The 24,049-nt window shown below is 69.0% G+C and carries 19 protein-coding genes and 1 tRNA gene; 7 read left to right on the forward strand and 13 right to left on the reverse strand.

Annotation, left to right across the window (positions count from 1 at the left end):
- Positions 1-31 precede the first annotated feature (31 nt).
- The 4 genes from IFU30_RS11140 (at position 32) to IFU30_RS20890 (ending at position 4,073) form a co-directional block, all read left to right on the forward strand.
- Positions 32-799, forward strand: coding sequence for an ABC transporter permease (locus IFU30_RS11140; RefSeq protein WP_079705574.1), 768 nt, complete (start codon positions 32-34; stop codon positions 797-799).
- Positions 799-1,557, forward strand: coding sequence for an ABC transporter ATP-binding protein (locus IFU30_RS11145; protein ID WP_192005209.1), 759 nt, complete (start codon positions 799-801; stop codon positions 1,555-1,557). The genes IFU30_RS11140 and IFU30_RS11145 overlap by 1 nt, the downstream gene beginning before the upstream one ends.
- Positions 1,558-1,631: 74 nt before the next feature.
- Entirely contained in the window at positions 1,632-2,513 is an 882-nt protein-coding gene (locus IFU30_RS11150) for a hypothetical protein (RefSeq protein WP_192005210.1), read from the forward strand.
- 84 nt (positions 2,514-2,597) lie between these two features.
- Entirely contained in the window at positions 2,598-4,073 is a 1,476-nt protein-coding gene (locus tag IFU30_RS20890) for a glycosyltransferase (RefSeq protein WP_192005211.1), read from the forward strand.
- Here the strand turns inward: IFU30_RS20890 and IFU30_RS11160 are convergent.
- The 6 genes from IFU30_RS11160 to IFU30_RS11185 all read right to left on the reverse strand — a co-directional run bounded on the left by IFU30_RS11160 (position 3,994) and on the right by IFU30_RS11185 (position 11,188).
- A complete protein-coding gene (locus IFU30_RS11160; RefSeq protein WP_124769032.1) occupies positions 3,994-5,202 on the reverse strand; it encodes an acyltransferase family protein in 1,209 nt (402 codons plus the stop codon). The two genes, IFU30_RS20890 and IFU30_RS11160, sit on opposite strands and share 80 nt — an antisense overlap.
- Before the next feature lie 53 nt (positions 5,203-5,255).
- Positions 5,256-6,557, reverse strand: coding sequence for a CDP-glycerol glycerophosphotransferase family protein (locus tag IFU30_RS11165; protein ID WP_192005212.1), 1,302 nt, complete (start codon positions 6,555-6,557; stop codon positions 5,256-5,258).
- Between the two features lie 68 nt (positions 6,558-6,625).
- On the reverse strand, positions 6,626-7,510 hold the full coding sequence (locus IFU30_RS11170) for a glycosyltransferase family 2 protein (protein ID WP_079705568.1): 885 nt from the start codon (positions 7,508-7,510) through the stop codon (positions 6,626-6,628).
- The gene (locus IFU30_RS11175; RefSeq protein ID WP_079705567.1) at positions 7,510-8,337 is read right to left on the reverse strand and encodes a CDP-alcohol phosphatidyltransferase family protein; all 828 of its coding nucleotides are present in this window, start codon (positions 8,335-8,337) and stop codon (positions 7,510-7,512) included. Before IFU30_RS11175 ends, IFU30_RS11170 begins: the two co-directional genes overlap by 1 nt.
- Positions 8,338-9,405, reverse strand: a complete 1,068-nt coding sequence (locus IFU30_RS11180; RefSeq protein ID WP_079705566.1) for a glycosyltransferase family 2 protein — start codon at positions 9,403-9,405, stop codon at positions 8,338-8,340. It abuts the gene before it with no gap.
- Positions 9,406-9,526: 121 nt separating this feature from the next.
- Positions 9,527-11,188, reverse strand: coding sequence for a trypsin-like peptidase domain-containing protein (locus IFU30_RS11185; protein WP_192005213.1), 1,662 nt, complete (start codon positions 11,186-11,188; stop codon positions 9,527-9,529).
- Between the two features lie 158 nt (positions 11,189-11,346).
- Between IFU30_RS11185 and IFU30_RS11190 the strand changes: the two genes are divergently transcribed.
- Positions 11,347-12,543, forward strand: a complete 1,197-nt coding sequence (locus IFU30_RS11190; RefSeq protein WP_192005214.1) for an aminotransferase class I/II-fold pyridoxal phosphate-dependent enzyme — start codon at positions 11,347-11,349, stop codon at positions 12,541-12,543.
- Between the two features lie 62 nt (positions 12,544-12,605).
- Here IFU30_RS11190 and IFU30_RS11195 read toward each other — a convergent pair whose 3' ends face one another.
- The 4 genes from IFU30_RS11195 to IFU30_RS11210 all read right to left on the reverse strand — a co-directional run bounded on the left by IFU30_RS11195 (position 12,606) and on the right by IFU30_RS11210 (position 16,820).
- Entirely contained in the window at positions 12,606-13,502 is an 897-nt protein-coding gene (locus IFU30_RS11195; protein ID WP_192005215.1) for a glycine betaine ABC transporter substrate-binding protein, read from the reverse strand.
- 72 nt (positions 13,503-13,574) lie between these two features.
- Positions 13,575-14,582 carry an ABC transporter permease gene (locus IFU30_RS11200; protein WP_192005216.1) on the reverse strand — a complete coding sequence of 336 codons (1,008 nt, stop codon included), beginning with the start codon at positions 14,580-14,582 and terminating at the stop codon, positions 13,575-13,577.
- The gene (locus IFU30_RS11205) at positions 14,579-15,940 is read right to left on the reverse strand and encodes a quaternary amine ABC transporter ATP-binding protein (RefSeq protein ID WP_079705561.1); all 1,362 of its coding nucleotides are present in this window, start codon (positions 15,938-15,940) and stop codon (positions 14,579-14,581) included. The genes IFU30_RS11200 and IFU30_RS11205 overlap by 4 nt, the downstream gene beginning before the upstream one ends.
- 397 nt (positions 15,941-16,337) lie before the next feature.
- Positions 16,338-16,820, reverse strand: a complete 483-nt coding sequence (locus IFU30_RS11210; RefSeq protein ID WP_079705560.1) for an Lrp/AsnC family transcriptional regulator — start codon at positions 16,818-16,820, stop codon at positions 16,338-16,340.
- A gap of 169 nt (positions 16,821-16,989) precedes the next feature.
- Between IFU30_RS11210 and ald the strand changes: the two genes are divergently transcribed.
- Positions 16,990-18,093: an alanine dehydrogenase gene (ald, locus tag IFU30_RS11215; protein ID WP_192005217.1), complete on the forward strand. Its 1,104-nt coding sequence runs from the start codon at positions 16,990-16,992 to the stop codon at positions 18,091-18,093.
- A gap of 83 nt (positions 18,094-18,176) precedes the next feature.
- Here the strand turns inward: ald and IFU30_RS11220 are convergent.
- From IFU30_RS11220 to IFU30_RS11230, 3 genes are all read right to left on the reverse strand, one after another.
- Positions 18,177-18,250, reverse strand: a tRNA-Met gene (locus tag IFU30_RS11220).
- Between the two features lie 144 nt (positions 18,251-18,394).
- Entirely contained in the window at positions 18,395-21,319 is a 2,925-nt protein-coding gene (locus tag IFU30_RS11225) for a UPF0182 family protein (RefSeq protein ID WP_192005218.1), read from the reverse strand.
- 71 nt (positions 21,320-21,390) lie between these two features.
- Positions 21,391-22,521: a YlbL family protein gene (locus IFU30_RS11230; protein WP_159878268.1), complete on the reverse strand. Its 1,131-nt coding sequence runs from the start codon at positions 22,519-22,521 to the stop codon at positions 21,391-21,393.
- 165 nt (positions 22,522-22,686) lie between these two features.
- On the opposite strand from IFU30_RS11230, the gene IFU30_RS11235 reads away from it, so the two are divergent.
- A complete protein-coding gene (locus tag IFU30_RS11235; protein ID WP_082916189.1) occupies positions 22,687-24,039 on the forward strand; it encodes a zinc-dependent metalloprotease in 1,353 nt (450 codons plus the stop codon).
- Positions 24,040-24,049: the final 10 nt, after the last annotated feature.

The following is a 24,049-nucleotide window of genomic DNA, read 5'->3' on the forward strand; positions in this document are numbered from 1 at the left end:
CGTGAGTTCTTCTGCTGAAACGCGGCCAAGGATGTCGCGTTCGGCGAGGTATCGCCACGCGCTCTGGATCCTGACCGTCCGAGACCTGCGTGTGCGCTACTCGACGAGCGCGCTCGGCTACGTGTGGTCCATCCTCGACCCCCTCGTCATGAGCGGGATCTACTGGTTCGTCTTCACGCAGGTGTTCCGGCGCGATGTCGGCGAGGAACCGTACATCGTGTTCCTCCTCGCCGCCCTGCTGCCATGGATGTGGTTCACCGGATCGGTGTCCGACAGCACGCGCGCCTTCCTGCGCGAGGCGAAGCTCGTGCGTTCGACGACGATCCCCCGCACCATCTGGGTGAACCGGATCGTGCTGTCGAAGGGCATCGAGTTCCTCGCGGCGCTCCCGGTCCTCGCAGCCTTCGCGATCTTCAGCGGCGCGCAGGTGAACCTCGACATCGTGCTGTTCCCGCTCGCCATCGTCATCCAAGCCGTCCTGACCATCGGGCTCTGCCTGATCGTCGCTCCGCTCGTCGTGTTCTTCCGCGATCTTGAGCGAGCCGTCAAGCTCATCCTGAGGTTCATGTTCTACGCGACGCCGATCATCTACAGCACGACGGCGCTGCCCGACAAGATCGAGCCCTTCGCGGCGTTCAACCCGCTCAGCGGCATCTTCGCGCTGTACCGTTCCGCGTTCTTCCCACAGGAACTCAACTGGCACCTCGTGGGCGTGTCCGCCGCCATGTCGGCGGTCATCCTCGCGGTCGGTCTCCTCGTCTTCAAGCGCTGCGAGCGCTCCGTGCTGAAGGAGATCTGATGCCCACAGGTAACGCAACCGCGGGTCGGCCGGCGATCTCGGTCGCCGACGCAGGCATCCGGTTCCGGCGCAACCGTGGCGGTCGGCGGAGTTTCAAGGACCTCTTCGCCGGTCGCGACCGTCGCGCGAAGCCGGGCGAGTTCTGGCCCCTGCGCCACGTCTCCTTCGATGTCGCCCCCGGCGAGGCGATCGGCGTCGTCGGCCGGAACGGTCAAGGCAAGTCGACGCTGCTCAAGCTCGTCGCCGGTGTCGTCCTGCCCGACGAGGGCACCGTCGGTGTGCGCGAAGGCGTCGCGCCGCTCATCGAGATCACCGGTGGCTTCGTCAACGACCTGACGGTCCGCGACAACGTGTACCTGACGGCCGGCCTTCACGGCATGTCGCGCCGCGAGATCGACGGGCGTTTCGACGACATCATCGCGTTCGCCGAGATCGCCGACTTCATCGACACCCCGTACAAGCACCTCTCGAGCGGGATGAAGGTCCGCATCGCCTTCGCGGTGATCGCGCAGCTCGAAGAGCCGATCATCCTCGTCGACGAGGTCCTCGCCGTCGGCGACCGGGCGTTCCGCGAGAAGTGCTATCGGCGTATCGAGGAACTCCTCGAGGGCGGGCGGACCCTGTTCTTCGTCTCGCACAACGAGAAGGACCTCAGGCGGTTCTGCACGAGGGGGCTCTACCTCGACAAGGGGGCGCTCGTACTCGACGCCCCGATCGACGACGTGCTCGACCGCTACAACGCCGACTACAACAGCTGAAGCCCGCCAGCAAGCGTCAGTCGACCCGCAGCAGGTCGACGTAGACTGGCCGCCCCGCCCACGAGGAGGTCGTCATGACCGGACCGCAGCAGGGACCCGTTCCGGGTCCCGCCCAGTTCCCCACCGCCGCAGCACAGCAGCCCATGCTGCCCGAGCCGGGATGGGTGCGGGCGCTCGACCGACTGCTCTGGGTCCAGCGACCGGTGGTCGTGGCGCACATCCGTTCGATCCGGCGGATGTACCCGAACGCGACGGCCGACCAGCTCATCCGCGTCCTGGAACGCCGGTACCTCACGACGGTGACGACGACGGGGGCCGCCGTCGGCGCGACCGCTGTGGTCCCGGCGATCGGGACGGCGACGACCCTCGCGCTCTCCGGTGTCGAGACGGCGGGGTTCCTCGAGGCGACCGCCCTGTTCGCCCAGTCGGTCACCGAGGTCCACGGCATCGCCCTGGCGGATCCGATGCGATCGCGCGCGCTCGTCATGACCATGATGCTCGGCAAGGCCGGAACCGACCTCCTGCGCAACTTCGGATCCCAGGCGGCCGGGAAGGGAGTCCCGCGGCAGGCGTTCTGGGGCCAGACGATCACCCAGGGCCTGCCGTCGATGATCGTGGGCCCCGTCGCCGACCAGTTGCGGGTGCGCTTCGTGAAGCACTTCGCGGCGAGCGGCAGCGCTGGCGTCATCGGCAAGGCGCTCCCCTTCGGCGTCGGAGCAGCCGTCGGCGGTATCGGCAACCACATGCTCGGCCGACAGGTCGTCCGTGCCGCGCGCCAGGCGTTCGGACCGGCGCCGTTCGTCGTCCCACTCGACCTCGAGCTGCGGATGCGGGCCGTCTCCGGCCGGTCGGGCCTCGGGAAGATCCGCGACCAGGTGTTCCGACGCCGGAAGCACCTGGCCATCGAGTCAGGCGGCGATGCGGCCGTCGGCGACGGGTCCGAGCAGCGCCCCTGACCACCCGAGGCGAGCTCCGGATCACTCCCGACCGGGCCGCCCGGGATGCGGCATCCCTCCAGGTCCATCGCGTACCGTCGGAGGGTGAGACTTCCCTTCCTGCGCCGCCCCCAGAAGCCGTTCCCGGAAGGTCGCCACTTCGCGGTGACCTGGGGCCTGTCGGACGACTTCGGCGGCATGACCGAGGCGATGCTCCAGCGCTCCCGCGCGTTCATCAGACTGGCCGACACCCCGGTCGACGTCCTCACCTTCGACCACCGACCGGACTACCCCGAGTTGGCGTCACGGCTGCGCACGCGCGGAGACCTGATCGACGAACTCCGGGTCGTCAACCTCTGGGACTGGCTGCGTGACAACCCTCTGCCGGGTGGGTCCCTCGACCTGGCGCGCCACGGGTTCACCCCGCTCCCCCTGGACGACGTCGGCACGGAACGACGCCGCGGTGACGCCGTCCTCAGCCGCGAGCGACACGACGACGCGGGTCAGATCCTGCAGGTGGACGTCTACCGACCGGACGGCGCCCTGCTCCTGTCCGACCGCCGCGACACGCGTGAACAGGGTGTGAAGGGCGGCCGCTCGGTCGTCCTCTGCGACGAGCTGGGTCGTCCCGTCCGCTCCTGGGGACGCATCTGGTCCCTGTACCGCGCCTGGTTCGACGCGCTCACCGCGGGCGGGCCGGCCTGGATGATCGTCGACAGCAAGACCATCGCCCCGTTCGTCCTGAGCTACCGGAAGCGCAATGTCGTCACCGCGCACGTCGTGCACGCCTCGCACCTCCAGGGCACGGAACGGCCACACGGTCGGCTGCGGGAGTCGCGGCGAGCGGTGTTCGAGGCGCTCGACGACTTCGACCTCGTCGCGCTCCTCAGTGATCGGCAGCTCGCGGACGTGACGACCATGCTCGGCGAGCACGCCTCGCTCAGTGTCATCCCGAACTCGCGCGAACTCGTCGCCCCGGAGGTCGCACGCGCTCCTCGGCCTCGCAGCCGCGGGATGTTCCTCGGCTCGCTCACGGCCCGGAAGCGGCCGGCGCACGCGATCCGCGCCGTCCTCGCCGCCACGTCCACGGACGGGCCTCCCCCGACGCTCGACGTCTACGGCGGCGGCGAGCTGCTCGACGAACTGCAGTCGCTCCTCATCGCCGAAGACCCGGAGCACCGCGTCGTCCTCCACGGCTACGACCGCTCCGCCCGGCAGCAGCTCGGCTCGGGTTCGTTCCTCGTCATGACCTCGACCTCGGAGGGCTTCCCGCTCGTGCTCATCGAGGCGATGGCAGCCGGGTGTCTTCCCATCGTGGTCGACGTCCCCTACGGACCGGCCGACATCGTCCGCGACGGTTGGAACGGGTTCCTCGTGCCGTCCGCGGAACCGACCGTCGTGTCGGCCGCCATCGAGCGCCTGCTCGCCCTTCCTGAAACCGAGGTCGACGCGATGCGTCGCAACGCCAGAACGACCGCGGAGCAGTACGACGACGAAGCCGTCACCCGTCGGTGGGCTCAGGAGTTGCACGCGGCCGCTCGTCGGAAGAAGCGGAACGCGCTCGTCCCTCGCGTCGGCTGAGCATCCGGGAGCGCACCGCCGCGACCCCGGTCTGCACCCCTCGGCCGACGCGGCGCGCCAGGCCGTGGGACGGACGCTCGACGAGCTGGAAGAACCCGGCGGCGATCAGCAGGCTGAGTGGCACGCCCACGATGCCGACCAGCCACCAGCGCTCATCGCCGAACATGAAGGCGAGCGTGGCCAGGATCGGGGCGTGCACGAGGTACAGGCTGAACGACACCTTGCCGAGCCAGAGGACGGGCGGGGTCTCGAGGAGCCGCCGGGCGAACGGGCTTCCGATGGCGACGACGATGAGACCGGCCGCTCCCACGCCCGACAGACCCCAGAGCGCCTGACCCAGCGTGGAGGAGGACTCGACGAACGGTCGGGAGAGCCAGCTCGCGACGAGCAGGAGTGCGGAGCCGCCCGTGAGCATCGCCCACTGCAGGGGGCTGGACCGATCCGCCGCCCAGGCGCGGAGGTCGTCGAGCCGGACGGCGATCAGCGTACCGATGAAGAACGCCGGCAGGTACACGGCGGCGTCCAGTCCCGCGACCCGTCCGAGCACCATGATCACGGACATCAACGCAGCGACCGGCCACGCCCAGCGGCGCAGCAACCGAGCGAGCAGGACGGCGATCGGAAGGAGGAGCGTGAAGATCAGCTCCCAGCGCAGCGACCACAGGGTGTTCACCAGGGTGTAGCTCGCCGGTGTCAGGGTGGCCTCCGTCAGGAGGTGCAGCGGGTCGACGCTCGTCGCGTTCGCGTTCGCGATCCACTCACCGGTGGTCACCGAGGCGGGATCCCTCGGGATGAGCAGGATGAGTGCGGCGGCGAACAGCAGCGATCCCCACACGGGGAGGTAGAGCCGCACGAACCGCGCGGCGAAGAACCCCGGCCAGCTCGCGCCGCCTCGCAACAGCGGGAGCGCGACGACGAGACCACTCAGGACGAAGAACACCTGCACCGCCTCGGTGCCGGCGAAGAGCAGCTTCAATGGTGTCTCGGTCGCGATGTCCCAGGCGGGCTCCGAGATCCGGCCCGTCGCGAAGGGTCGTGCGAGCAACGACACGTGGTAGAGCACCACGACGACGCTGGCGACACCACGGACTCCGTCGAGGGAGGCCAGTCGCCCGGAGGACGGATTCACCTGCCCGACCCTACGCGGTTCTCCTGGGCGCGGACTCAACGGCTCAGGGCGCCTCAGGCGCGTCCTTCGTCATCGTCATCCTCGTCTTCGTCCTCATCGTCCTCATGCTCGTCGAGCTCCGGCCGGCCATCGGCGTGCGCAAGGGCGAACCGTTCCCATTCCGACATCAGATGCTCGATGGCGCTGTGGAACCTCGCCGTCGTCACCCCGGGCGTCGTGTCGCCGAAGTAGTACTCGACCCAGTGCTGCAGTCGCGCGACCGTCTCGGGATCACCGAGGAGTCGGTCGACTCCGTCGACGATGTCCGCTGCGTCCGAGGCATCGAGCCATTCACACGACGAGAGGTACCCTCCGGTGTCGATCTCCGCCTCCGGGTTCACGGGACGGGTGATCATGAGCGGCTTCCCGCTCGCGAGGCGGTCGTAGACCATCGCGGAGATGTCGACGATCGCCGCGTCCGCTGCCGCCAGCTGCCAACCGAGGTCGGCACCCGTGTCGACGACGTGTTGGGCCGAGGCGTCCGCTCGGTTCGCCTCCTGGAGCGCGGCCATGATCTCGCGGTTCGCGCTCGCGTACGCCGGATCGACGACACCGCTCCTCGGGTGCGGGCGGTACACGACGCGGTGCCGCCCGGTCGCGATGAGCGCTCGGACGAGGGCCACGCCGTGGCTCGCGATCGAGCCGTATGCCGCGGCCGCGCGGTCGCCCTCCCAGGTGGGCGCGTACAGGACCACGGTCCGCTCGTCGGGCGTGTACGGCAGTTCGCCCGAGTAGTGGTCCGCCTGCGGGCGGCCGATCATGATCGCGCGCTTGTCGAAGTCGTAGTCCCAGAGCACCCGCTCCAGCCGGTTCCTCGCCGCTTGGCCGGCGATGAGGCTGTAGTCGTAGGCCTTGAACTGGTTCGTGGTCATGTACATCTTGTCGCTCTCGCCATGGTTGACGAAGACGTGCCAGCGGGAGCCGTACCGGAACATCTGGAAGTTCTTGGCGTTCTGGTTGACGTACAGCACGACGCGGATGTCCTGATCGGCCAGCGTGCGCTCGAGGGCGACGACCGTCCGGACGTAGGCCGTCGGGATCGGCGACTCCTCGAACAGCTTCGCCGCAGCCGTCGCACCGCGACTGAGGATGAGGACGGGCCACTGCTTCGACAGTTCGGCGAGCGGCCGGTACCACTGTCGGATCTGGTACATGTTGACGGCACCGTCCGCGAAGTACACGGCCACCTTGTAGCGCCCCGGCTCGATCACGGGAGCCGCCTGCATCTGCGCCGCGAGGACGGCTCTGGCCCGGCGGTTGGCGAGCAGGTCCTTGGCGAGCGTGATGGCACGACGACCGTCTGTGATCAGTCCCATGTCAGCTCCAGCATCCGTCAAGCGTAACGACGCCAGGTCACGGTGGGATCACGACGGGCCCCCGCCACTCAGATGACCGGAGGTCGCCCTGCGCGCGTCATCCGCCAGACCGTCCGCCAGCGCAGTGGACGACGTTCGCCGGGGTCCGTCCGCCACCCCTCGCGCCAGCCACCGAACCAGGGACGGAGGGCCTCCGGCTTCCGCCACCACCGGATCACCTGGATCGCGGTCCAGGAGCCCACGTACAGCGGGATGAGCGGCACCGGGAGGTTCCGCCGCGCGAGCCAGACCCGGTTCCGCGCGTTGAGCCGGTAGTAAGCGGTGTGCCTTGTCGGTTCGGTCACGGGGTGGTTCGCTTCGAGGGACGCCTCGTACCAGGCTCGCCTCCCCTGGTCCCAGACCCGCCAGGCGAGCTCGATGCCCTCATGCGCGTAGAAGAACGGATCTGCCCATCCACCGACGGCGTCGAATACCGACCGCGGCAACAGGACGGCCGCTTCGAGGCAGGAGAACACGGCGCTCGAATGCCCGGGGTCCTTGTCGCGGGTGCGCGGCACCCAGCGGGACGGCGTCGCTGCACCGTCCGCGTCGGCGAGCCGGGGCTGGATGAGGCCGATGGAGCGGTCCGCGTCGAGCATCGCGATGGCGTCGCGGAGGAACGTGGTGGACGGGATGGTCGCGTCGTCGTCGAGGAAGAAGACGAACTCCCCCTGCACGGCGTCGGCACCACGGTTGCGGCCGGCCGGGATCCCGAGGTTCTCCGACAGGGCCAGGCCTCGAGCGCCGTGCGGAAGTCCGGTCGGCTGCCAGCCGTTGCCGACCACGACCACGTCGAGCTCCACCGCTTGCTGGGCGAGCACGCTCTCCACGGCTGCGGTGAGTTCGACCGGGCGGGTCCCCTGCGTCAAGACCACGACGCCGACGGAGCGCGTGACCGGGATCGGGCCGGACATCACGCGTGGAGCCGCTTCGACGAGACGATCGCGATGAAATGCCCGACGAGCGTCAGGAACGCGAGCGGAACGAGGATCGCGAGCACCCAGCGCATCGCCTCGACGTCGCCGACGAACAGGCCGACCACGGAAGCGGCGAAGATCACCATGGTGAGCTCGACCGAGTGGAACAGCCGGTGGAACGGGAGGAACCGCGCCACCGTCCGCGCCGTCGCGAGCAGTCCGCCGCGCGGCGCCGACTCCTCGGTCGAGTAGGTGAGTTTCGGCGCCCCGAACCCGGCGCGGGCGACCCGCACCATGTCGTTCAGCGCCTTGTTGAGGACGACGAACAGCGCGAGTGCGAATCCGAGGGTGATCCAGACGAGGTCTTCGGGCGCATCGACCGGCCACGCGGCGGCACGGATGCCGAGGGCGATCGCGATGAGCGACTCGGTGGAGTAGTGGCCGACGGAGTCCAGGAACGCACCGGCCGGACTCGACGTCCGCCGCCAGCGCGCGACCTCGCCGTCGCAGCAGTCGACGAGCATCTGCGTCTGGCCGAGCACGAGCGCGAGGGCCGCGCCCCCGAATCCGGGGATGAGGAGCGCGGCGGCCGTGGCCCAGCCGGTCAGGATCATCAGACCCGTCACGCCGTTCGCGCTGATGCTCGTGCGCAGCAGCAACCACGTGACGTACGGCGACAGGTCTCGCAGGTAGAGGTCGGCCGTCCAGTGCTCGGCGTTCTTCCGCGCGCGGACCTCCGGCGGTTGCGCCACGGCACGGAGCTCGGCGATCGTCCGCGGGGGCGTGAGCCTCGGACCGGTTCCGGCCGTGCTGGGATCCGACATCTAGACCGCCTTCGGTGGATTGCGCAGCGCGGAGATGCCCTTCGCGAGCGAGCCGTAGCCGAGCACGAACCCCGTGCCCCAGCAGAAGTGGATGCACGGCAGGACGGCGAGCATCCAGAGGCTCGTGCGTACCCCGTCCCGCCCGGTGACGACGATGCTCGCGAGCAGCACGATGGCCGCATAGGCGATGGGGGCCGCGAACCCGAGGAGCAGCCACGGCGTCGCCCCCGCACCCAGCTGGACCAGGCCTCCGAGCCCGAGCAGCGTGCCGAGCACGATACCGAGCACCAGGACCGGCGGCGCGAAGTAACGGAGCGTGCCGCGGGTGGGGAAGCTCCGGCTGAGCTCGCCGCGCCAGAGTCCGGTGGAGAAGAACTGCCGCGCCAGGGCGCGCATGCTCGCACGCGGGCGGTAGACGACGCGCAACGCGGGCGTGAACCAGACGAGGCCGCCGGCCTGCTTGATCCGGCGGTTGAGCTCCCAGTCCTGTCCGCGTTTGATGCGCTCGTCGAACATGCCCACCCGCATGAGCATCTCGCGGTCGAAGACCCCGAGGTAGACGGTGTCGGCAGGCCCCTCTCGACCGCCGACGTGGTGGGGTGTGCCACCGAGCCCGACGCGCGAGCCGTACGCCCGCGCCACCGCCGTCTCGAAGCTCGTGCGCCCCTGGGCGTCCATGATGCCGCCCACGTTCTGCGCCCCCGTGCGGAGCATGGTCTCGACCGCGAGTCGCGCGTAGTCGTCGGGCAGCTCCGAGTGGGCGTCGACCCGGATGACGATCGGATGCGTCGACGCGGCGATCGCCAGGTTGAGCCCGGCCGGGGTCGACCCGACACGGTTCTCCAGCACGTGGATGCGCGGGTCGGCCGCCTGGAGCTCTCGGACGAGCTCGGTCGTGCCGTCGATGCTCGGCCCGACGGCGATCGTGATCTCCACGTCGCCGGCGTAGTCCTGCGCCAGGAGGCTGTCGACGGCTGCCCGGACGTGGCGGACGTCGTTCAACACCGGCATCACGTAGGAGACTCCGGGCGACGACGGTGCGTCGGCCTGGCCTGTGTCGTTCGACATGGGGGTTCACTCCGTGTTTCGTTCGATCGAGCCTAGCAGCCGGTCGTCGGGGTGGCCCGGACGCGGAGGACGCCCGCACGGAGGCCGTGCGGGCGTCCTCCGGGGCCTGACGCCCCGGGTGTCAGAGCGCGAGCTCGCCGAGCGTGACCTCGGCGGTCTGCGAGTCGTTGCCGCGGGTGAAGGTGAGCTTCGCCGTCGCCCCCGCCGCGAGCGCCCGCACCTGAGCGGTGAGGTCGTTCGCACCCGTGACCGGGACGCCGTTGAACTCGGTGACGATGTCCCCGGACTTCAGACCCGCGGCCTGCGCGGCGCCGTTGTCGGTGACCTTGTCGATGAGCGCGCCGGCGACCGTGCTCTTGGCGTCGCTCGAGGCGTCCTTCACGGTCGCGCCGAGCAGGCCGTGGGTCGCCTTGCCCGTCTTGATGATCTCGTCCGAGACGCGCTTGGCGATGTTCGCCGGGATGGCGAAGCCGACGCCGATGCTGCCGCTCTGCGACGACGAGTCGGTGCTTCCGGCGCTCGCGATCGCGACGTTGACCCCGATGAGCTTGCCGGTGCCGTCGACGAGCGCGCCGCCCGAGTTACCGGGGTTGATCGCCGCGTCGGTCTGGATGACCGCGATCGAGATCGAGGAGGTCGGCGCGGTCGGGGTGGTCTGCCCGGGGACGTCGAAGTTCCACGGGCTCTGGTTGTCGCCGTTCGAGTCGCCGGACCCGCCGTCGTCACTCGATCCGGAGTCCGGAACGGCGGAGGAGGCGACGGTGATGCTCCGGTTGAGGGCGCTGACGATGCCGTCGGTGACGGTCCCCGCCAGTCCGAGCGGCGCACCGATCGCGACGGCTGTCTCGCCGACGTTGAGCTTGTCGGAGTTCGCGAACTCCATCGGGCTGAGACCCGAGGCGTCCTCGAGCTTGATGACAGCGAGGTCGTAGATCGGGTCCGTGCCGACGATCTTGGCGTTGTACAGCTTGCCGTTCGCATCGGTGACCCGGATGGTCGGGTCGGCGACCTGGCCGTCCAGGGTGACCACGTGCGTGTTCGTCAGGACGTAACCGTCCTTGCTGAGGATGATCCCCGAACCGGTACCGGCGCTCTGCCCGCCCTGGACCGAGAGGGTCACGACGCTCGGCCCGGCCGTCGCGGCGATGGCCGTGGTCAGGCTGACGTCGGCGTCGTCGTTGATGGTGAACGCCTTCGAGCCCGCCTCGTTGCTCGAGACACTCGACTTCGTCGCGTTCGTGACCCAGAGCGTCGCCCCGGCGCCGGACGCTCCTCCGATGAGGGCGCCGACGGCGAGCATCGCGACCATGCCCGCGAGCGGGCGGTTGGTCTTCTTCGTCCGCGCTGCCGGTGGCGTCGGCACGCCGGGGTGCTGCCCGGTCGGCTGCTGGGCGTACGGGGACGCACCATAGGGACCGTGCTGCTGACCGGGCTGCGGCTGGGCCGTGGGCTGCTGGCCGGTGGGCTGCTGGTACGCGGCGTACGGGTTCGGCTGCTGCTGACGGGAGAAGGCTGCGGACGGGTGCTGCGGCGCCTGCTGGTACGGCGAGCCCTGCTGGGCCGCGCCGTACGGCTGCTGCCTCGGCTGACCGGCGGGCGGTGCGACCGGTGGCATCGCGGTCGGGGGCGGGAAGTACGCTCCTGAGGTCGACGGCCGTGCCTCGCCCGCGGGAGGCACTGTGCCGCCCGCCTGCTCAGCGGGTGCGGACTGCGGCGCGGTCTCACCGTTCGGGGTGGACTGGGGGTGTTCGGCGGGCTGCTGTCCGTCTGCGGTGTCGGTCATGGCGATTCTGCTCCTTCCAAGCGCAGTCAGCTTCCCGTGCTGAGCTGAGTGTTTCATTCGCGCCCGCTGTGCGCCGGCTAGGGCTTCGCCGCAAGGACCTGCGCACGGTGTCCTAGATTGGGAGCGGCCCGCTCCCGCGGCCACGGAGGGAGATCGACATGGTGGTTGACGGACCCTGGCGGCGCACCGCCGAAGGCGCCGGCCTCGTTGACGAGGACGGACACGTCTCGTCGACGATCTTCGCGGAGATGAGCGCGCTCGCGCTGCAGACCGGAGCCGTCAACCTCGGCCAGGGGTTCCCCGACGAGGACGGGCCCGAGGCGGTCCTCGCCGAGGCGGTCGCGGCCATTGAGCGCGGCGAGAACCAATACCCACCCGGCCCGGGCACCCTCGACCTCCGCACCGCGATCAGCGAGCACCAGCGACGGTTCTACGGACTCCAGCCCGACGCGCAGGGAGAGGTGCTCGTCACCGCCGGAGCGACCGAGGCGCTCGCCGCGACCCTGCTCGCCCTCGTCGAGCACGGCGACGAGGTCGTGACCTTCGAGCCGTTCTACGACGCGTACGGCGGACTCATCGCCCTCGCCGGCGGCCGGCACCGGACGGTCAAGCTGCGCGCCCCCGACTTCCAGCCGGACCCGGACGAGCTCCGCGCCGCCGTCACCGATCGGACCAGGGTCATCCTGGTCAACACGCCGCACAACCCGACCGGCACCGTCCTCGACCGCGCGACGCTCGACCTGGTCGCCGAGTTGGCGGAGCGCCACGATGCGATCATCGTGACTGACGAGGTCTACGAGCACCTGACCTTCGACGTCCGGCACGTCCCCATCGCGACCCTGCCGGGTGCCGCCGGACGCACACTCACGATCTCGTCCGGTGGCAAGACCTTCAGCACGACCGGGTGGAAGATCGGCTGGTTGAGCGGACCCCGAGAACTCGTCACGGCCGTCTCGACGGTCAAGCAGTACCTCAGTTACGTCAACGGCGCACCGTTCCAGCCGGCGATGGCGACCGGACTCCGACTGCCCGACGCCGCGTTCACGGCCATCGCCGACGGCCTGCGCGGCAAACGGGACCTCCTGAGCGCTGGCCTCTCCGCCGCCGGTTTCGACACCTTCCGGCCGGACGGCACCTACTTCATCGTGGCCGATGCGGCACCGTTGGGCTTCGACGACGCTGCGGCGTTCTGCCGGGCACTGCCCGAGCTCGCCGGCGTCGTGGCGGTGCCGCTGTCGGCGTTCTGTCTCGACCGGCACGACCCGGACTACGCGTCGCTGGTCCGGTTCGCGTTCTGCAAACGCGTCGAGGTGCTGGAGCGGGCCGTCGACGGCCTCGCCCGACTCCGCAGCTGACGCTCCGATGCACACGACGACGGGCACCGGATCGCTCCGGTGCCCGTCGTCTCATCGATCCGCTACTTGGTGAGCGAGTCCACGTACTCCTGGTTGTCGCTGATCCACTGCTTGACGACCGGCGCGTAGTCCTTCGAGTCACCCTCGTTGAACATCGCGTTCTCGAGCGAGAACAGTCGCTCCGAGTCGAAGTCGAAGTCCTTCAGCCACCCGGCGAGCGTCGGGTACTCGTCCGCGAAGTCGGCCTTGCCGAAGCTGTGGATGCCTTCGGCATCTCCGAGGGCGCCCTTCGGGTCCTCGAGGTCCTTGATCGGGAACGCGTCGTAGGCCCAGTGCGGACGCCACAGCGTGACGGCGATGTTCTCGCCGGCGTCGGTCGCGGCCTTCAGCTCCGAGAGCATCGCCGGGGTGCCCGAGGTCAGGAACTCCCAGTCGTCGAGGCCGTACTCGGGGATGACCTTGTCCTGGGTGGCCTCGGTCAGTCCGGCACCGGGGTCGATGCCGACGAGGCGGCTGTCGAAGAGGTCCGCGTTGGCCGCGAGGTCCTCGAGCGAGTCGACAGGGGCGTCCTCGTTGACGGCGATCGTGAGCTTGGCGTCGGTGTTCCAGGCGCCGAGGTCGACGACGTCGTCACCGAACTTCTCGATGTAGCTCGCGTGGGTCGTCGGCAGCCAGACGTCGAGCGTCAGGTCGTAGTCACCGGTGCTGAGGCCCGAGAACACCGGGGCGGGCTCCGCCTCCTCGAGGGTGACGTCGTAGCCCTGCTCCTCGAGCACGGCCTTCCACAGCTCGGAGGCCGCGATGCCCTCGTCCCAGCCGCTGAACACGGCGATGGTCACCGCCTGCTTGTCGCCGTTCTCGAGCGTCTCGTCCGAGGCGCCCGCGGAGCAGCCGGAGATGGCGAGCGTCGCCGCCACCCCCGCTGCGATGGTGGTTGCGATCTTGGTGCGGTACTGCATGTTCGATGATTCCTTTCGTCCCGCGTGACGCGGGGATCGGTGTCGTCGGATGGAAAGCTGTGTGCCGGTGTGTCACCGCACGGCGGTCGGCGACTCGGCGGGAGTGCGCTGCTCCTCACCTGAGGCGGTGCTGTCGGTCGTCGTGGTGCTCGAGGCAGGCGCCGGTCGGATCCCGCCGGGCGAGGACGGGGCAGCCTTCATGCGCTTCCCGCGCTGTTTGCGACCGCCGCCGAGGGAAGCCGTGAGACGGTCCAGGAAGATCGCCAGGATGACGACCGACAGGCCCGCTTCGGAGCCGAGCTGGATGTCGATCCGGGAGAGGCTCTTGACGACGTCGCCACCCAGACCGCCGGCGCCGACCATGCCGGCGATGACGACCATGGAGAGCGAGAGCATGATGACCTGGTTGACTCCGGCCATGATGTTCGGCATCGCGAGCGGCAGCTGGATCTGGCGGAGGATCCGCCACGAGGAAGCACCGAACGCGTTGCCGGCCTCGACGACCTCGCGGTCGACGTTGCGGATCCCGAGCTCCGTGAGACGGACCGCCGGGGCCAGCGCGAAGACGATCGTCGCGACGATGCCCGGGACGACGCCGATGCGGAACAGGATGAGCGCGGGGATGAGGTAGACGAACGCTGGAGTCGTCTGCATGAAGTCGAGCAGCGGCCGGATGATCGACGACGCGACCTTCGAGCGGGCTGCCAGGATGCCGAGCGGGATCCCGATCACGATGGCGATGAGTCCGGCCACGAGCACGAGCGAGAGCGAGTCCATCGCGTTGTCCCACTGCTCGACGCCGACGATGATCAACAGCCCGACCGCGGAGCCGACGGCGAACACCGGGCCTCGTGCGACGAAGGCCAGCAGGGCGGCGACGATGATGATCACCCAGAACGGCGGACCGCTGAGCACGAGGTCGACGCCGTCGTACAGCCCCTGGAAGACGCTCCGGATGACGTCGAAGACGGGCTGGAAGACGTCGGTGATGAAGTCGACGAAGGCTTCGACCCACGCACCGATCTCGGGGCGGGTGATGGCGTCCAGGAACCCGGACGACTGGAGACGGACGCCGTTCATCGGACACTCCCTTCCGGCAGAATCGCTGCCGGTTCGGCGGCGCTGGTCTCGATCGACGAGGTCACGTCATCGGGGTGCTGCGGGTCCTCCGCGGTCGACCGCAGGGTCGCCGTGATGAGCTCGACGGGCACCGTCGCCGGCGGCCCGACGAGGCTGATCTCGTCCGTGTTGGTCGGGACGTTGCCGACGGCGGCGAGCAGGGTCACCCGCGGGACGACGCCGAGCAGGCGCGTCCGCTCGTCCACGACCGCGACGGGCAGGGCACTCTCGACGGCGGACTCGAAGAGGTCGACGAGCGCCGCCTCCGGCGAGACCGTGGCGAGGTCGGCGGTGATGACGCTGCCGAGCTCGTGGTCGCCCGCACGGACGAGACGCAGCACGTCCTTGTCGCGGACGACGCCGAGGAGCTGCCGACCCGGACCGACCACGAAGGCGGTCGAGGTCTGCAGGTCGCGCATGATGCGCAGGGCAGCCCTGGGTCCGGCGGATGCGGAGACGACGGAGCGCGCGGGTTCCATCACGCCACCGGCGGTCAGGACGCGGGCGCGGTCGACGTCCTGGACGAACTGGGCGACGTAGTCGTTCGCCGGGTCGGTCAGGATGTCGTTCGGGGTGCCCACCTGGACGATCCGGCCGTCGCGCATGACGGCGATCCGGTCGCCGAGGAACATCGCCTCGTTGAGGTCGTGGGTGATGAACACGATGGTCTTGCCGAGCTCGGCCTGCAGCTCGACGAGCTGCTCCTGCATCTCGCGGCGGATGAGGGGATCGAGCGCGGAGAACGCCTCGTCCATGAGGAGGATGTCGGTGTCCGAGGCGAGTGCGCGGGCGAGGCCGACGCGCTGCTGCATCCCACCCGAGAGCTGGCCCGGGAGCTTGTCCTCCCAGCCTGCGAGCCCGACGCGCTCGACGACGGCCTGGGCCCGCTCGCGTCGTTCAGCGGCCGGAACACCCTTCACCTCGAGTCCGTAGGCGGCGTTCTCGAGCACCGTGCGGTGCGGCAGCAGGGCGAAGTGCTGGAAGACCATCGAGATGTTGTCCTGTCGGACCGCACGCAGCTGCTTCGAGGACACCCCCGAGATCGGCTTCCCGGCGATGGTCACGGTGCCCGCCGTCGGCTCGAGCAGGCCGTTGAGCATCCGGATCAGCGTCGACTTGCCCGAGCCGGAGAGGCCCATCACGACGAAGATCTCGCCCTGCTTCACCTCGAACGAGGCGTCGATGACGGCTGCGGTGGTCCCGCCGGAGGCGAGTTCGTCACGCGAGGCACCGGCCTGCAGGCGTTTCACGGCTTCCTTCGGCTTCCTGCCGAAGACCTTGTACAGTCCCGTCGCGGAGACGGCAATCGTTTCGGTCATGTGTTCTCCTGGAAGCGCACGCGGAACCGCGGTGCGCTCTTCCTGTCGATCGTCAGGCCGGGTCGAACGGCTCTCGATCCGCCCCATCGGCGCACTGATGGACAGCGCGCGGGCTCGGATCACGTGGGGCGACAACGGCTACCGCGTGGCGTTCGACCGTACGTCCAGCACGCCGTCACGGGGCGACAGGGGGCGGGACGCGGTTACGTAGGTCAGCCCTTGCGGGCCGTCGACAACGCTAACGAAACTCACAGCTGCTGGCTAATCGACGATCCCCCACAAGGCGGACATCGCGCACGGCCTCCATGGCAAAACCGAACATGGTCAGGGTTTTCCGCCCGAGTCCTTCGTTATGCGTTCGTGACCTTCGCCCGGCCGGTACAGCCGCCGATCGCCCTCACTCCCCCACCGCGACGCCGATGAACGAGTGATCGAACACCAGGCTCGTGCGGGTCGAGGCGACCGTCGGATCGGCCGACAGGTGCTCGACGACGAAGTCGCGGATGTGGGCGCTGTCCCGCGCCGCGAGATGGATGACGAAGTCCTCGGAGCCGCCGAGGAAGAACACCTGCACGACCTCCGGGAGCTGTCGGATGCCGGCGCTGAACTCAGCGATACGGGCGCGAGCCCCCGCCCTGATGTTGACGCTGATGAGCGCCTCAAGACCGAGCCCGACCGCGACCGGATCGATACGCGCCGAGAACCCCGTGATCACGCCGCGGTCGACGAGCGACCGCACTCGGGCGACACACGTCGAGGGGGCGATGCCGACGAGCTCCGCCATGCGGGCGTTCGTCATGCGTGCGTTCTCCTGCAGGAGCCGCAGGAGTGCGTGGTCGACGTCGTCGAGGTCCGCGCGTCCGTGCAGATTGTTCGTCATGCTGCGCCCACTCTCCTCTTCAGCCGAATCATCATCGAGTTCAGACACGAATTCCGCAAAAACTGCGGTGTTCATTTGGCTGAAACGCAGCAACCTCAGAATAGTCCCACACCGTCCACCGACGAGCGGGAGAGCCGAGCCTTGGCCCAGCCTGCGAGAGGAACCAGCCATGCGAATCGGCATCCCCACGGAGATCAAGAACAACGAGAACCGGGTCGCGGCGACGCCAGGCGGCGTCCACGAACTCGTCCGACACGGCCATGAGGTCGTCGTCCAGGCGGGCGCCGGCCTCGGGTCCGGCAATCTCGACGAGGCGTATCGTGCCGCCGGCGCAACCATCGCCACCGAAGCGGCCTCCGTCTGGGCGGCGGGCGACCTCCTGCTCAAGGTGAAGGAGCCCGTCGCCGCCGAGTACGACTTCCTGCGGGCCGACCAGACGCTCTTCACCTACCTCCACCTCGCGGCGGACCGTCCGCTCACCGACGCCCTGATCGCCTCTGGGACCACCGCGATCGCCTATGAGACCGTGCAGCTCCCCAACCGCTCCCTGCCGCTCCTACAGCCGATGAGCGAGGTCGCAGGACGACTGTCCACGCAGGTCGGCGCCTACCACCTCATGCGCGCCACCGGTGGCCGAGGGATCCTGCTGGGCGGCGTGCCCGGAACCCCCAAGGCGAAGGTCGTCGTCATCGGCGGCGGGGTCGCCGGCGAGCACGCCGCAGCCAACGCGCTCGGCATGCAGGCGGACGTCACGATCATCGACATCTCCATCCCTCGCCTGCGCGAGCTGGAGAACCGCTTCAGCGGGCAGATCCAGACCAGGCCGTCATCGGCGTACGAGATCGCGGAGCAGCTCCGCGACGCCGACCTCGTCATCGGCTCGGTGCTCATCCCCGGGGCCCAGGCCCCGAAGCTCGTCACCGACGCCATGGTGGCGGACATGAAGCCCGGCTCGGTGCTCGTCGACATCGCGATCGACCAGGGCGGATGTTTCGAGGGCTCCCGACCGACGACGCACGACGACCCGACGTTCCGTGTCCACGACAGCCTCTACTACTGCGTGGCCAACATGCCCGGCGCCGTCCCGGAGACCTCGACGCGCGCGCTGACCAACGCCACCCTCCGGTACGCACTCGCCATCGCCGACCAGGGCACGGGAGCAGCAGTGGCGGCCGACGCAGCGCTCCGCGCGGGCGTCAACATCCACGCGGGTGCGGTCACCAACGCCGGCGTGGCCGCGGCGTTCGGCCTCCCCGTCGCGACGATGGGCTGACCCACCGCTCGCCGACCGCGGGCGACCATCCCCGGAAACGACGAAATCCCGGTCTCGAGGAGACCGGGATTTCATCTTTTCTGTTGCAGGGGCAGGATTTGAACCTACGACCTCTGGGTTATGAGCCCAGCGAGCTACCGAACTGCTCCACCCTGCGGCACAAGAGATAAACCTAGCATGCATTCTGAGGGCGTGCAAATCGCGTGCCGCCAAGCACTCCGATTCTGGCCGAATCCCTCCTCTTGAAACGCCGAACGGCGCCGCCCGTCAGGGCGACGCCGTTCGGATTGCAGGCTCGGAATCAGCCGTTCAGCAGTGCCAGCGCCTGCGCCAGTGCGTCGGAGATCTTCTTGTCCGCCACCCCGTAGGCAGCCCAGTCACCGCTCGCCATGGCCGCGTCCTTCTCGACCATCGCGGCCTTCGCCTGGTCGAGCAGCGTCTTGATCTGCGCGTCCACCGTCGGGTCACCCGTGCTCGGGGTCGAGCCCGTGTCGGTTCCGCCGCCGGTGTCCGTGCCGTCCGTCGGGGGCGTCGTGCTGTCGCCCGGGACGTTCGTGTCACCTGCATCCGCACCCGAGTCGCCGCCGAACAGGACGTCGAGCGCCTCGTCCAGCGTGTCCTCGAAAGCGATCTGGTCGCCGAAGGCGACGAGCACCTTCTGCAGGAGCGGGAAGCTCGTGTCGCCGGTGGACTTCACGTAGACCGGCTGCACGTAGAGCAGACCGCCACCGACCGGCACGGTCAGCAGGTTGCCGTTCAGCACCTCGGTCTGACCCTGCTTCAGGATGTTGATCTGGCTCGACACGCTCGGATCGGAGTCGAAGGTGTTCTGCACCTGGCCGGGGCCCGGCACGGTGTCGTCCTTCGGCAGGGTCAAGAGTCTGATCTTGCCGTAGTCGGAGCTCCGCTTGCCGTCCTCGGCGCCGGCGTTCGCATCGACCGCGAGGTAGCCCGTCAGCACGTTCCGCGACTGCTCACCGCCCTGACGCGGGATGAACGTGGAGTACAGGGAGAAGGACGGCGCGTCCTGCTCGGGCAGCTGCATCGTCAGGTAGTACGGCGGCTGGTACTTCTTCTCCGTGTCGGTCGACTGCGGGTCGTTGGGGGTGACCCACGCGTCTTCGCTCGAGTAGAACGAACCGGCGTTGGTGACGTGGTACTGGCCGAGCACCGAACGCTGGACCTTGAAGAGGTCGGCCGGGTACCGGACGTGGCTCATCAGATCGCCGGACATGTCCGACATCGGCTTGACCGTCGACGGGAACACCTTCTGCCAGGTCTTGAGGATCGGATCCTGGTCGTCCCAGCTGTAGAGCGTCACCTTGCCGTCGTACGCGTTGACGGTCGCCTTCACCGAGTTCCGGATGTAGTTGACGTCGTCGAGCGCGTAGTTCTGCGCCGGCGTGACCGAGTCGGAGATCGTGTCGGACAGGCTCACCGTCTTCGAGTAGGGGTAGCTGGCGCTCGTCGTGTAGCCGTCGACGATCCAGACGATCTGACCGTCCACCACGGACGGGTAGGGGTCGGAGTCGAGCGTCAGGTACGGAGCGACCTTCTGGACCCGGGTGAACGGGTCGCGGTCGTAGAGGATCTGCGACTGGCTGTTCACGGAGTCGGAGAGGAAGATCTGCTCCGACTGGAACTTGAGCGCGTAGACGAGCTTCTTGAAGACGTTGTCGAGCTTGGGCCCGCCATCACCGTCGAAGGTCGTGTAGGTCTGCGACTCACCCTGCGTGCCCGACGGGTAGTCGAGCTCCACCGGGTCCGCGCCCTTGGGAGCGCCGACGATGGAGTAGTCGGGCGACTGCTCACCGAAGTACACGCGCGGCTCGAAGTCGCCGAGCGCGCCGGTGGTGGGGATGCCCGACTCGAGGAAGACCGGCTCACCGGAGGCCGAGCGCTGGTTGCCGTACGCGGCGACCAGACCGTACCCGTGGGTGTACACGACGGTGTTGTTGATCCACGACTGCGAATTGTCGAGGCCGGCGACGTTCAGCTCGCGGACCGCGACGACGGCGTCCTGCGTCTTGCCGTCGATGTTGTAGCGGTCGACGTCGAGCTGCTTGTCGAAGGAGTAGAACTGCTTGAACTGTTCGAGCTGCGCGACCGAGGCGCTCACGAGCGACGGGTCGATGATCCGGATGTTCGCCGTGGTCTCGGCGTCCTGACGCAGTGCTCCGGGGGTCGCGTCGGTGGTGGCCGCGTACTCCTCCTCCTCGACATCCGCGATCCCGTAGGCGTCGCGGGTCATGTCGATGTTCCGCTTGATGTACGGCGTCTCGAGGCTCTTCGCGTTCGGCTCCACCTGGAAACGCTGGACGATCCACGGGTAGAGGCTGCCGACGATGAGGGACGCGACGATGAGCAGCGCGGTACCGACGAGCGGCAGACGCCAGCGGCCGGTGAACGCGGTGACGACGAACAGGACGGCGACCATGAGCGCGATCCCGGCGAGGATGACCCGACCGGGGATGGTCGCGGCGACGTCGGTGTACGAGGCACCGGTGATGAGCGTGCCGGTGTCGTTCAGCGTCGTGTACTGGTCGAGCCAGAGGCTGACGGCCTGCAGGATCAGGTACAGCGCGGCGAGCACCGAGATCTGCACGCGGGCCGCCATGGAGATCCAGACCTCACGGCTGACCACCCGGATGCCTCCGTAGAGGTAGGTGACGACGGCGGTTGCGATGAGGGCGATCAGGACGACCGCCGAGGAGAAGGCGACCACGGCTTGGAAGAACGGCAGGTCGAAGAGGTAGAACGACACGTCGAGGTTGAACTGCGGGTCCTTGGTACCGGACGGGGTGCCGTTCATCCACAGCAGCACCAGCTGCCAGCGCGAGGCCGCGGCGACACCGCCGAAGAGCCCGAAGAGCGCCGGGATGCCGTAGGTCGCGAGTCGGCGGAGCGGCTCGACCACCTGCTGGTAGCGGTCGACCTGCGAGCTGAGCTTCGCGTAGACCGGACGGGTCCGGTAGGCGATCTCGATGGCCAGCCAGACGGGGAGGGCCATCCCCACGAACCCGACGAGGAACATGGCGATCGCCGCGATCCACTGCGTGGTCAGGACCTGGGTGAAGCCGAGCTGTTGGAACCACAGCAGATCGGCGTAGAACCCCGAGAACACGAAGAACCCGATGAGGAGCGCGGCGATGATCGCCACCGTGATCGCGATCGGGGCGCGTCGGCGCTGAGTGGACAGGGGCTTCTCTGCTGCTGCGGATGTCACGTGTGGCCTCTTCAGATAGGGGTCGTCCCACCCATCCTAAAGCGGCCGGGCTGGGAGAGCGCCCGAAGTGGTCAACCGGCCGAGCAGGTGGGCAGCTTGCTCGTGTCGGCGCCGTCCGCGATGGCCTTGAGCGCTGTGAGCGAATCGTCGAGGGTCTTCACGGCGAAGACCGTCAAGCCGTCCGGGACGTGTCCGGCGACCTCGTCGCAGTTGCTCTCCGGCGCCAGGAACCACTCGGCCCCGGCGTCCTTCGCACCGAACAGCTTCTGCCGGATGCCTCCGATCGCGCCGACGTTCCCGTCGGCGTCGATCGTCCCGGTACCGGCGACGTCCTTCCCGCCGTTGAGCTCGCCCGGGGTGAGCAGGTCGATCATGCCGAGTGCGAACATCATGCCGGCGCTCGGGCCGCCGACGTTGTCGAGCTGGATGGTGATGTCGACGGGGAGGTCGTAGGTGGTCTTGGTACCGATGCCGATCACGGTCGAGGTCGTCCCGTCGGACGCGGTCGCGGTCGTCGGCGTGATCTCGACGGTGCTCGCCACTCCCCCACGCACGATGTCGAGCGTGACCGGCTTGTCCGTACCGTTGGCGTTGATCGCGTCCCGCAGGCCAGCCAGGCCGGTCACGGGCGTGCCGTCGACCGCGACGATCTCGTCGTCGAGCCGCAGCACCCCCTGCGCGGGCGCACCCTCAGCGATCTGTGCCACCACGATGTGCTCGGGAACCTCGTACCCGAGCTCGCGCAACGCCGCCGCGACCGAGTCCTGCTGCGAGTCGACCATGAGGGTCGCGTTCTGCTCGTCGCGCTGCTCGGTCGTGACGCCGGGCGGGAAGTAGAGGTCCATCGGCACGACGGCGCGGCTCGGGTCGAACCAGGCCGAGACGATGTCGAGCCAGCCCGGGCTCCGTTGCGGATTCCCGACCAGCTGGACCGTCAACATGTCGAGCGTGCCGCCGGTGTCGTAGGTCTGCTCGTCGTGGACCTCGATGAGCGGGACGTCGCCGTCGTCACCCTCGGTCGTACCCAGCACGTTGAACACGGGACCCGGCTGTTCGATGACGTACGGCGCGGGAACCGCCGACAGCACGCCGAGGAGGACGAGCGAGAGGCTGAGCACGATCCAACCGAACCGAGCGCGACGATTGCGACCCTGACCGGTCGGCGCCGAAGCGGTGGGAGCCTCATCGGCGAAGAGCGACATGCAAGCCTTCCGGAGTGTTCGCGGTGGGCGGAAACCCGACCAACCATACCCCGGCGATTCTTCAGCGAGGTGCGACTAGCGTAGAAGGCCCAGCACCGAGCTATCTGAGAGGCGGCTGACGTGCCAGAGGATTCCGACAAGAGTCCGGAGGACGAGTTCCGCGACATGCTCCGCGAGCTCCTCTCCGGCAACGGTTCGTTCGACCCGAGCCAGCTCGCCGGCGCCGCCGGCCTCCCCAGCGATCCGGCCAGTCTCGCTGCGCTCATGTCGCAGCTCCAGGGCGCACTCCGCTCCGGTGGCGACGGCATCAACTGGGACACCTCGCTCCAGCAGGCGAAGACCATCGCCGGGGACGGCTCCCAGGACACGACGCCCGAGCAGCGTGCGGCGTTCGAGCAGGCGTTCCACATCGCCTCCCTGTGGCTCGCCGACGTCACCGACGTGGCCGAGCTGTCGAGCGAACCGGCCCTGTACACGAGGACGCGCTGGGCCACGAAGACGATGCCGTTCTGGACGCAGCTCGCCGAGCCGGTGGCCACGAACATCGCGAACGCCCTGACCGGCGTGCTCACGGAACGCGCGCCCGAGGAGCTGTCGAGCATGATCGCGAACGCCGGACAGCTCGTCCGCGGCATCGGCGGCACGCTCTTCGCGATGCAGCTCGGACAGGTCGTCGGTCAGCTCTCCAAGGAGGTCGTCTCCGGCGGCGACATCGGCATCCCACTGCTCGACGACAACGAGGCCGCCCTGGTGCCCCAGAACGTCGCCGACTTCGGCGAGGGTCTCGACATCCCGGCGGATCAGGTCCAGATCTACCTCGCGGTCCGTGAACTCGCGCACGCACGACTCTTCCGCCACGCCCGCTGGCTCCGCCTGCACCTCATCTCCTCGATCACCGACTTCGCGCGCGGCATCCGGATCGACACCGAGCGACTCGAGGAGCTCGCCGAGAGCTTCGACCCGTCGAACCCCGAAGAACTCCGGGAAGCCATGACGAGCGGTGCGCTCATCCCCGCCCGAACCGAGGCGCAGGACGCGAGCCTCGCCCGACTTGAGACGACGCTCGCCCTCATCGAGGGCTGGGTCGACGTGGTCACCGCGGCAGCCACCGAGCGTCTCCCCCGCTCCGCGGCCATCGCGGAGACCGTCCGCCGACGCCGCGCCGCCGGCGGGCCGGCCGAACAGGCCTTGGGTGCGCTCGTGGGACTCGAGCTGCGACCCCGCCGGCTGCGCGAGGCTGCGCAGATGTGGCAGCAGGTCACCGACGCCGTCGGTACCGCGCAGCGCGACGCCCTGTGGTCGCACCCCGACCTCGTGCCGACCGCAGCCGACATCGACGCCCCGGAGGCGCTCATCGCGCGCCTCGAAGCTGAGGCCAGGGGTGAGCGTCCCGAGCAGGACGAGATGGATCTCGCGCTCGAAGACCTCCTCCGTGGCGAGGAACGCGGCGACCAGCACGACGACGAGCCCGGTTCGGAGCCCTCCGGCCCGAACGGTGCCGGCGGCCCCCCGGTCTGATCCACGGCGA

Origin of the sequence: Plantibacter sp. CFBP 8798, assembly GCF_014841195.1 — a bacterium.
Classification (GTDB): domain Bacteria; phylum Actinomycetota; class Actinomycetes; order Actinomycetales; family Microbacteriaceae; genus Plantibacter; species Plantibacter auratus.

Bases quoted from the DNA above. Each gene is read 5' to 3' on its own strand.
- IFU30_RS11140 (WP_079705574.1), top strand. From the start codon at position 32: ATGTCGCGTTCGGCGAGGTATCGCCACGCGCTCTGGATCCTGACCGTC.
- IFU30_RS11145 (WP_192005209.1), top strand. From the start codon at position 799: ATGCCCACAGGTAACGCAACCGCGGGTCGGCCGGCGATCTCGGTCGCC.
- IFU30_RS11150 (WP_192005210.1), top strand. From the start codon at position 1,632: ATGACCGGACCGCAGCAGGGACCCGTTCCGGGTCCCGCCCAGTTCCCC.
- IFU30_RS11165 (WP_192005212.1), bottom strand. From the start codon at position 6,557: ATGGGACTGATCACAGACGGTCGTCGTGCCATCACGCTCGCCAAGGAC.
- IFU30_RS11170 (WP_079705568.1), bottom strand. From the start codon at position 7,510: ATGTCCGGCCCGATCCCGGTCACGCGCTCCGTCGGCGTCGTGGTCTTG.
- IFU30_RS11175 (WP_079705567.1), bottom strand. From the start codon at position 8,337: ATGTCGGATCCCAGCACGGCCGGAACCGGTCCGAGGCTCACGCCCCCG.
- IFU30_RS11180 (WP_079705566.1), bottom strand. From the start codon at position 9,405: ATGTCGAACGACACAGGCCAGGCCGACGCACCGTCGTCGCCCGGAGTC.
- IFU30_RS11185 (WP_192005213.1), bottom strand. From the start codon at position 11,188: ATGACCGACACCGCAGACGGACAGCAGCCCGCCGAACACCCCCAGTCC.
- IFU30_RS11190 (WP_192005214.1), top strand. From the start codon at position 11,347: ATGGTGGTTGACGGACCCTGGCGGCGCACCGCCGAAGGCGCCGGCCTC.
- IFU30_RS11195 (WP_192005215.1), bottom strand. From the start codon at position 13,502: ATGCAGTACCGCACCAAGATCGCAACCACCATCGCAGCGGGGGTGGCG.
- IFU30_RS11200 (WP_192005216.1), bottom strand. From the start codon at position 14,582: ATGAACGGCGTCCGTCTCCAGTCGTCCGGGTTCCTGGACGCCATCACC.
- IFU30_RS11205 (WP_079705561.1), bottom strand. From the start codon at position 15,940: ATGACCGAAACGATTGCCGTCTCCGCGACGGGACTGTACAAGGTCTTC.
- IFU30_RS11210 (WP_079705560.1), bottom strand. From the start codon at position 16,820: ATGACGAACAATCTGCACGGACGCGCGGACCTCGACGACGTCGACCAC.
- ald (WP_192005217.1), top strand. From the start codon at position 16,990: ATGCGAATCGGCATCCCCACGGAGATCAAGAACAACGAGAACCGGGTC.
- IFU30_RS11230 (WP_159878268.1), bottom strand. From the start codon at position 22,521: ATGTCGCTCTTCGCCGATGAGGCTCCCACCGCTTCGGCGCCGACCGGT.
- IFU30_RS11235 (WP_082916189.1), top strand. From the start codon at position 22,687: ATGCTCCGCGAGCTCCTCTCCGGCAACGGTTCGTTCGACCCGAGCCAG.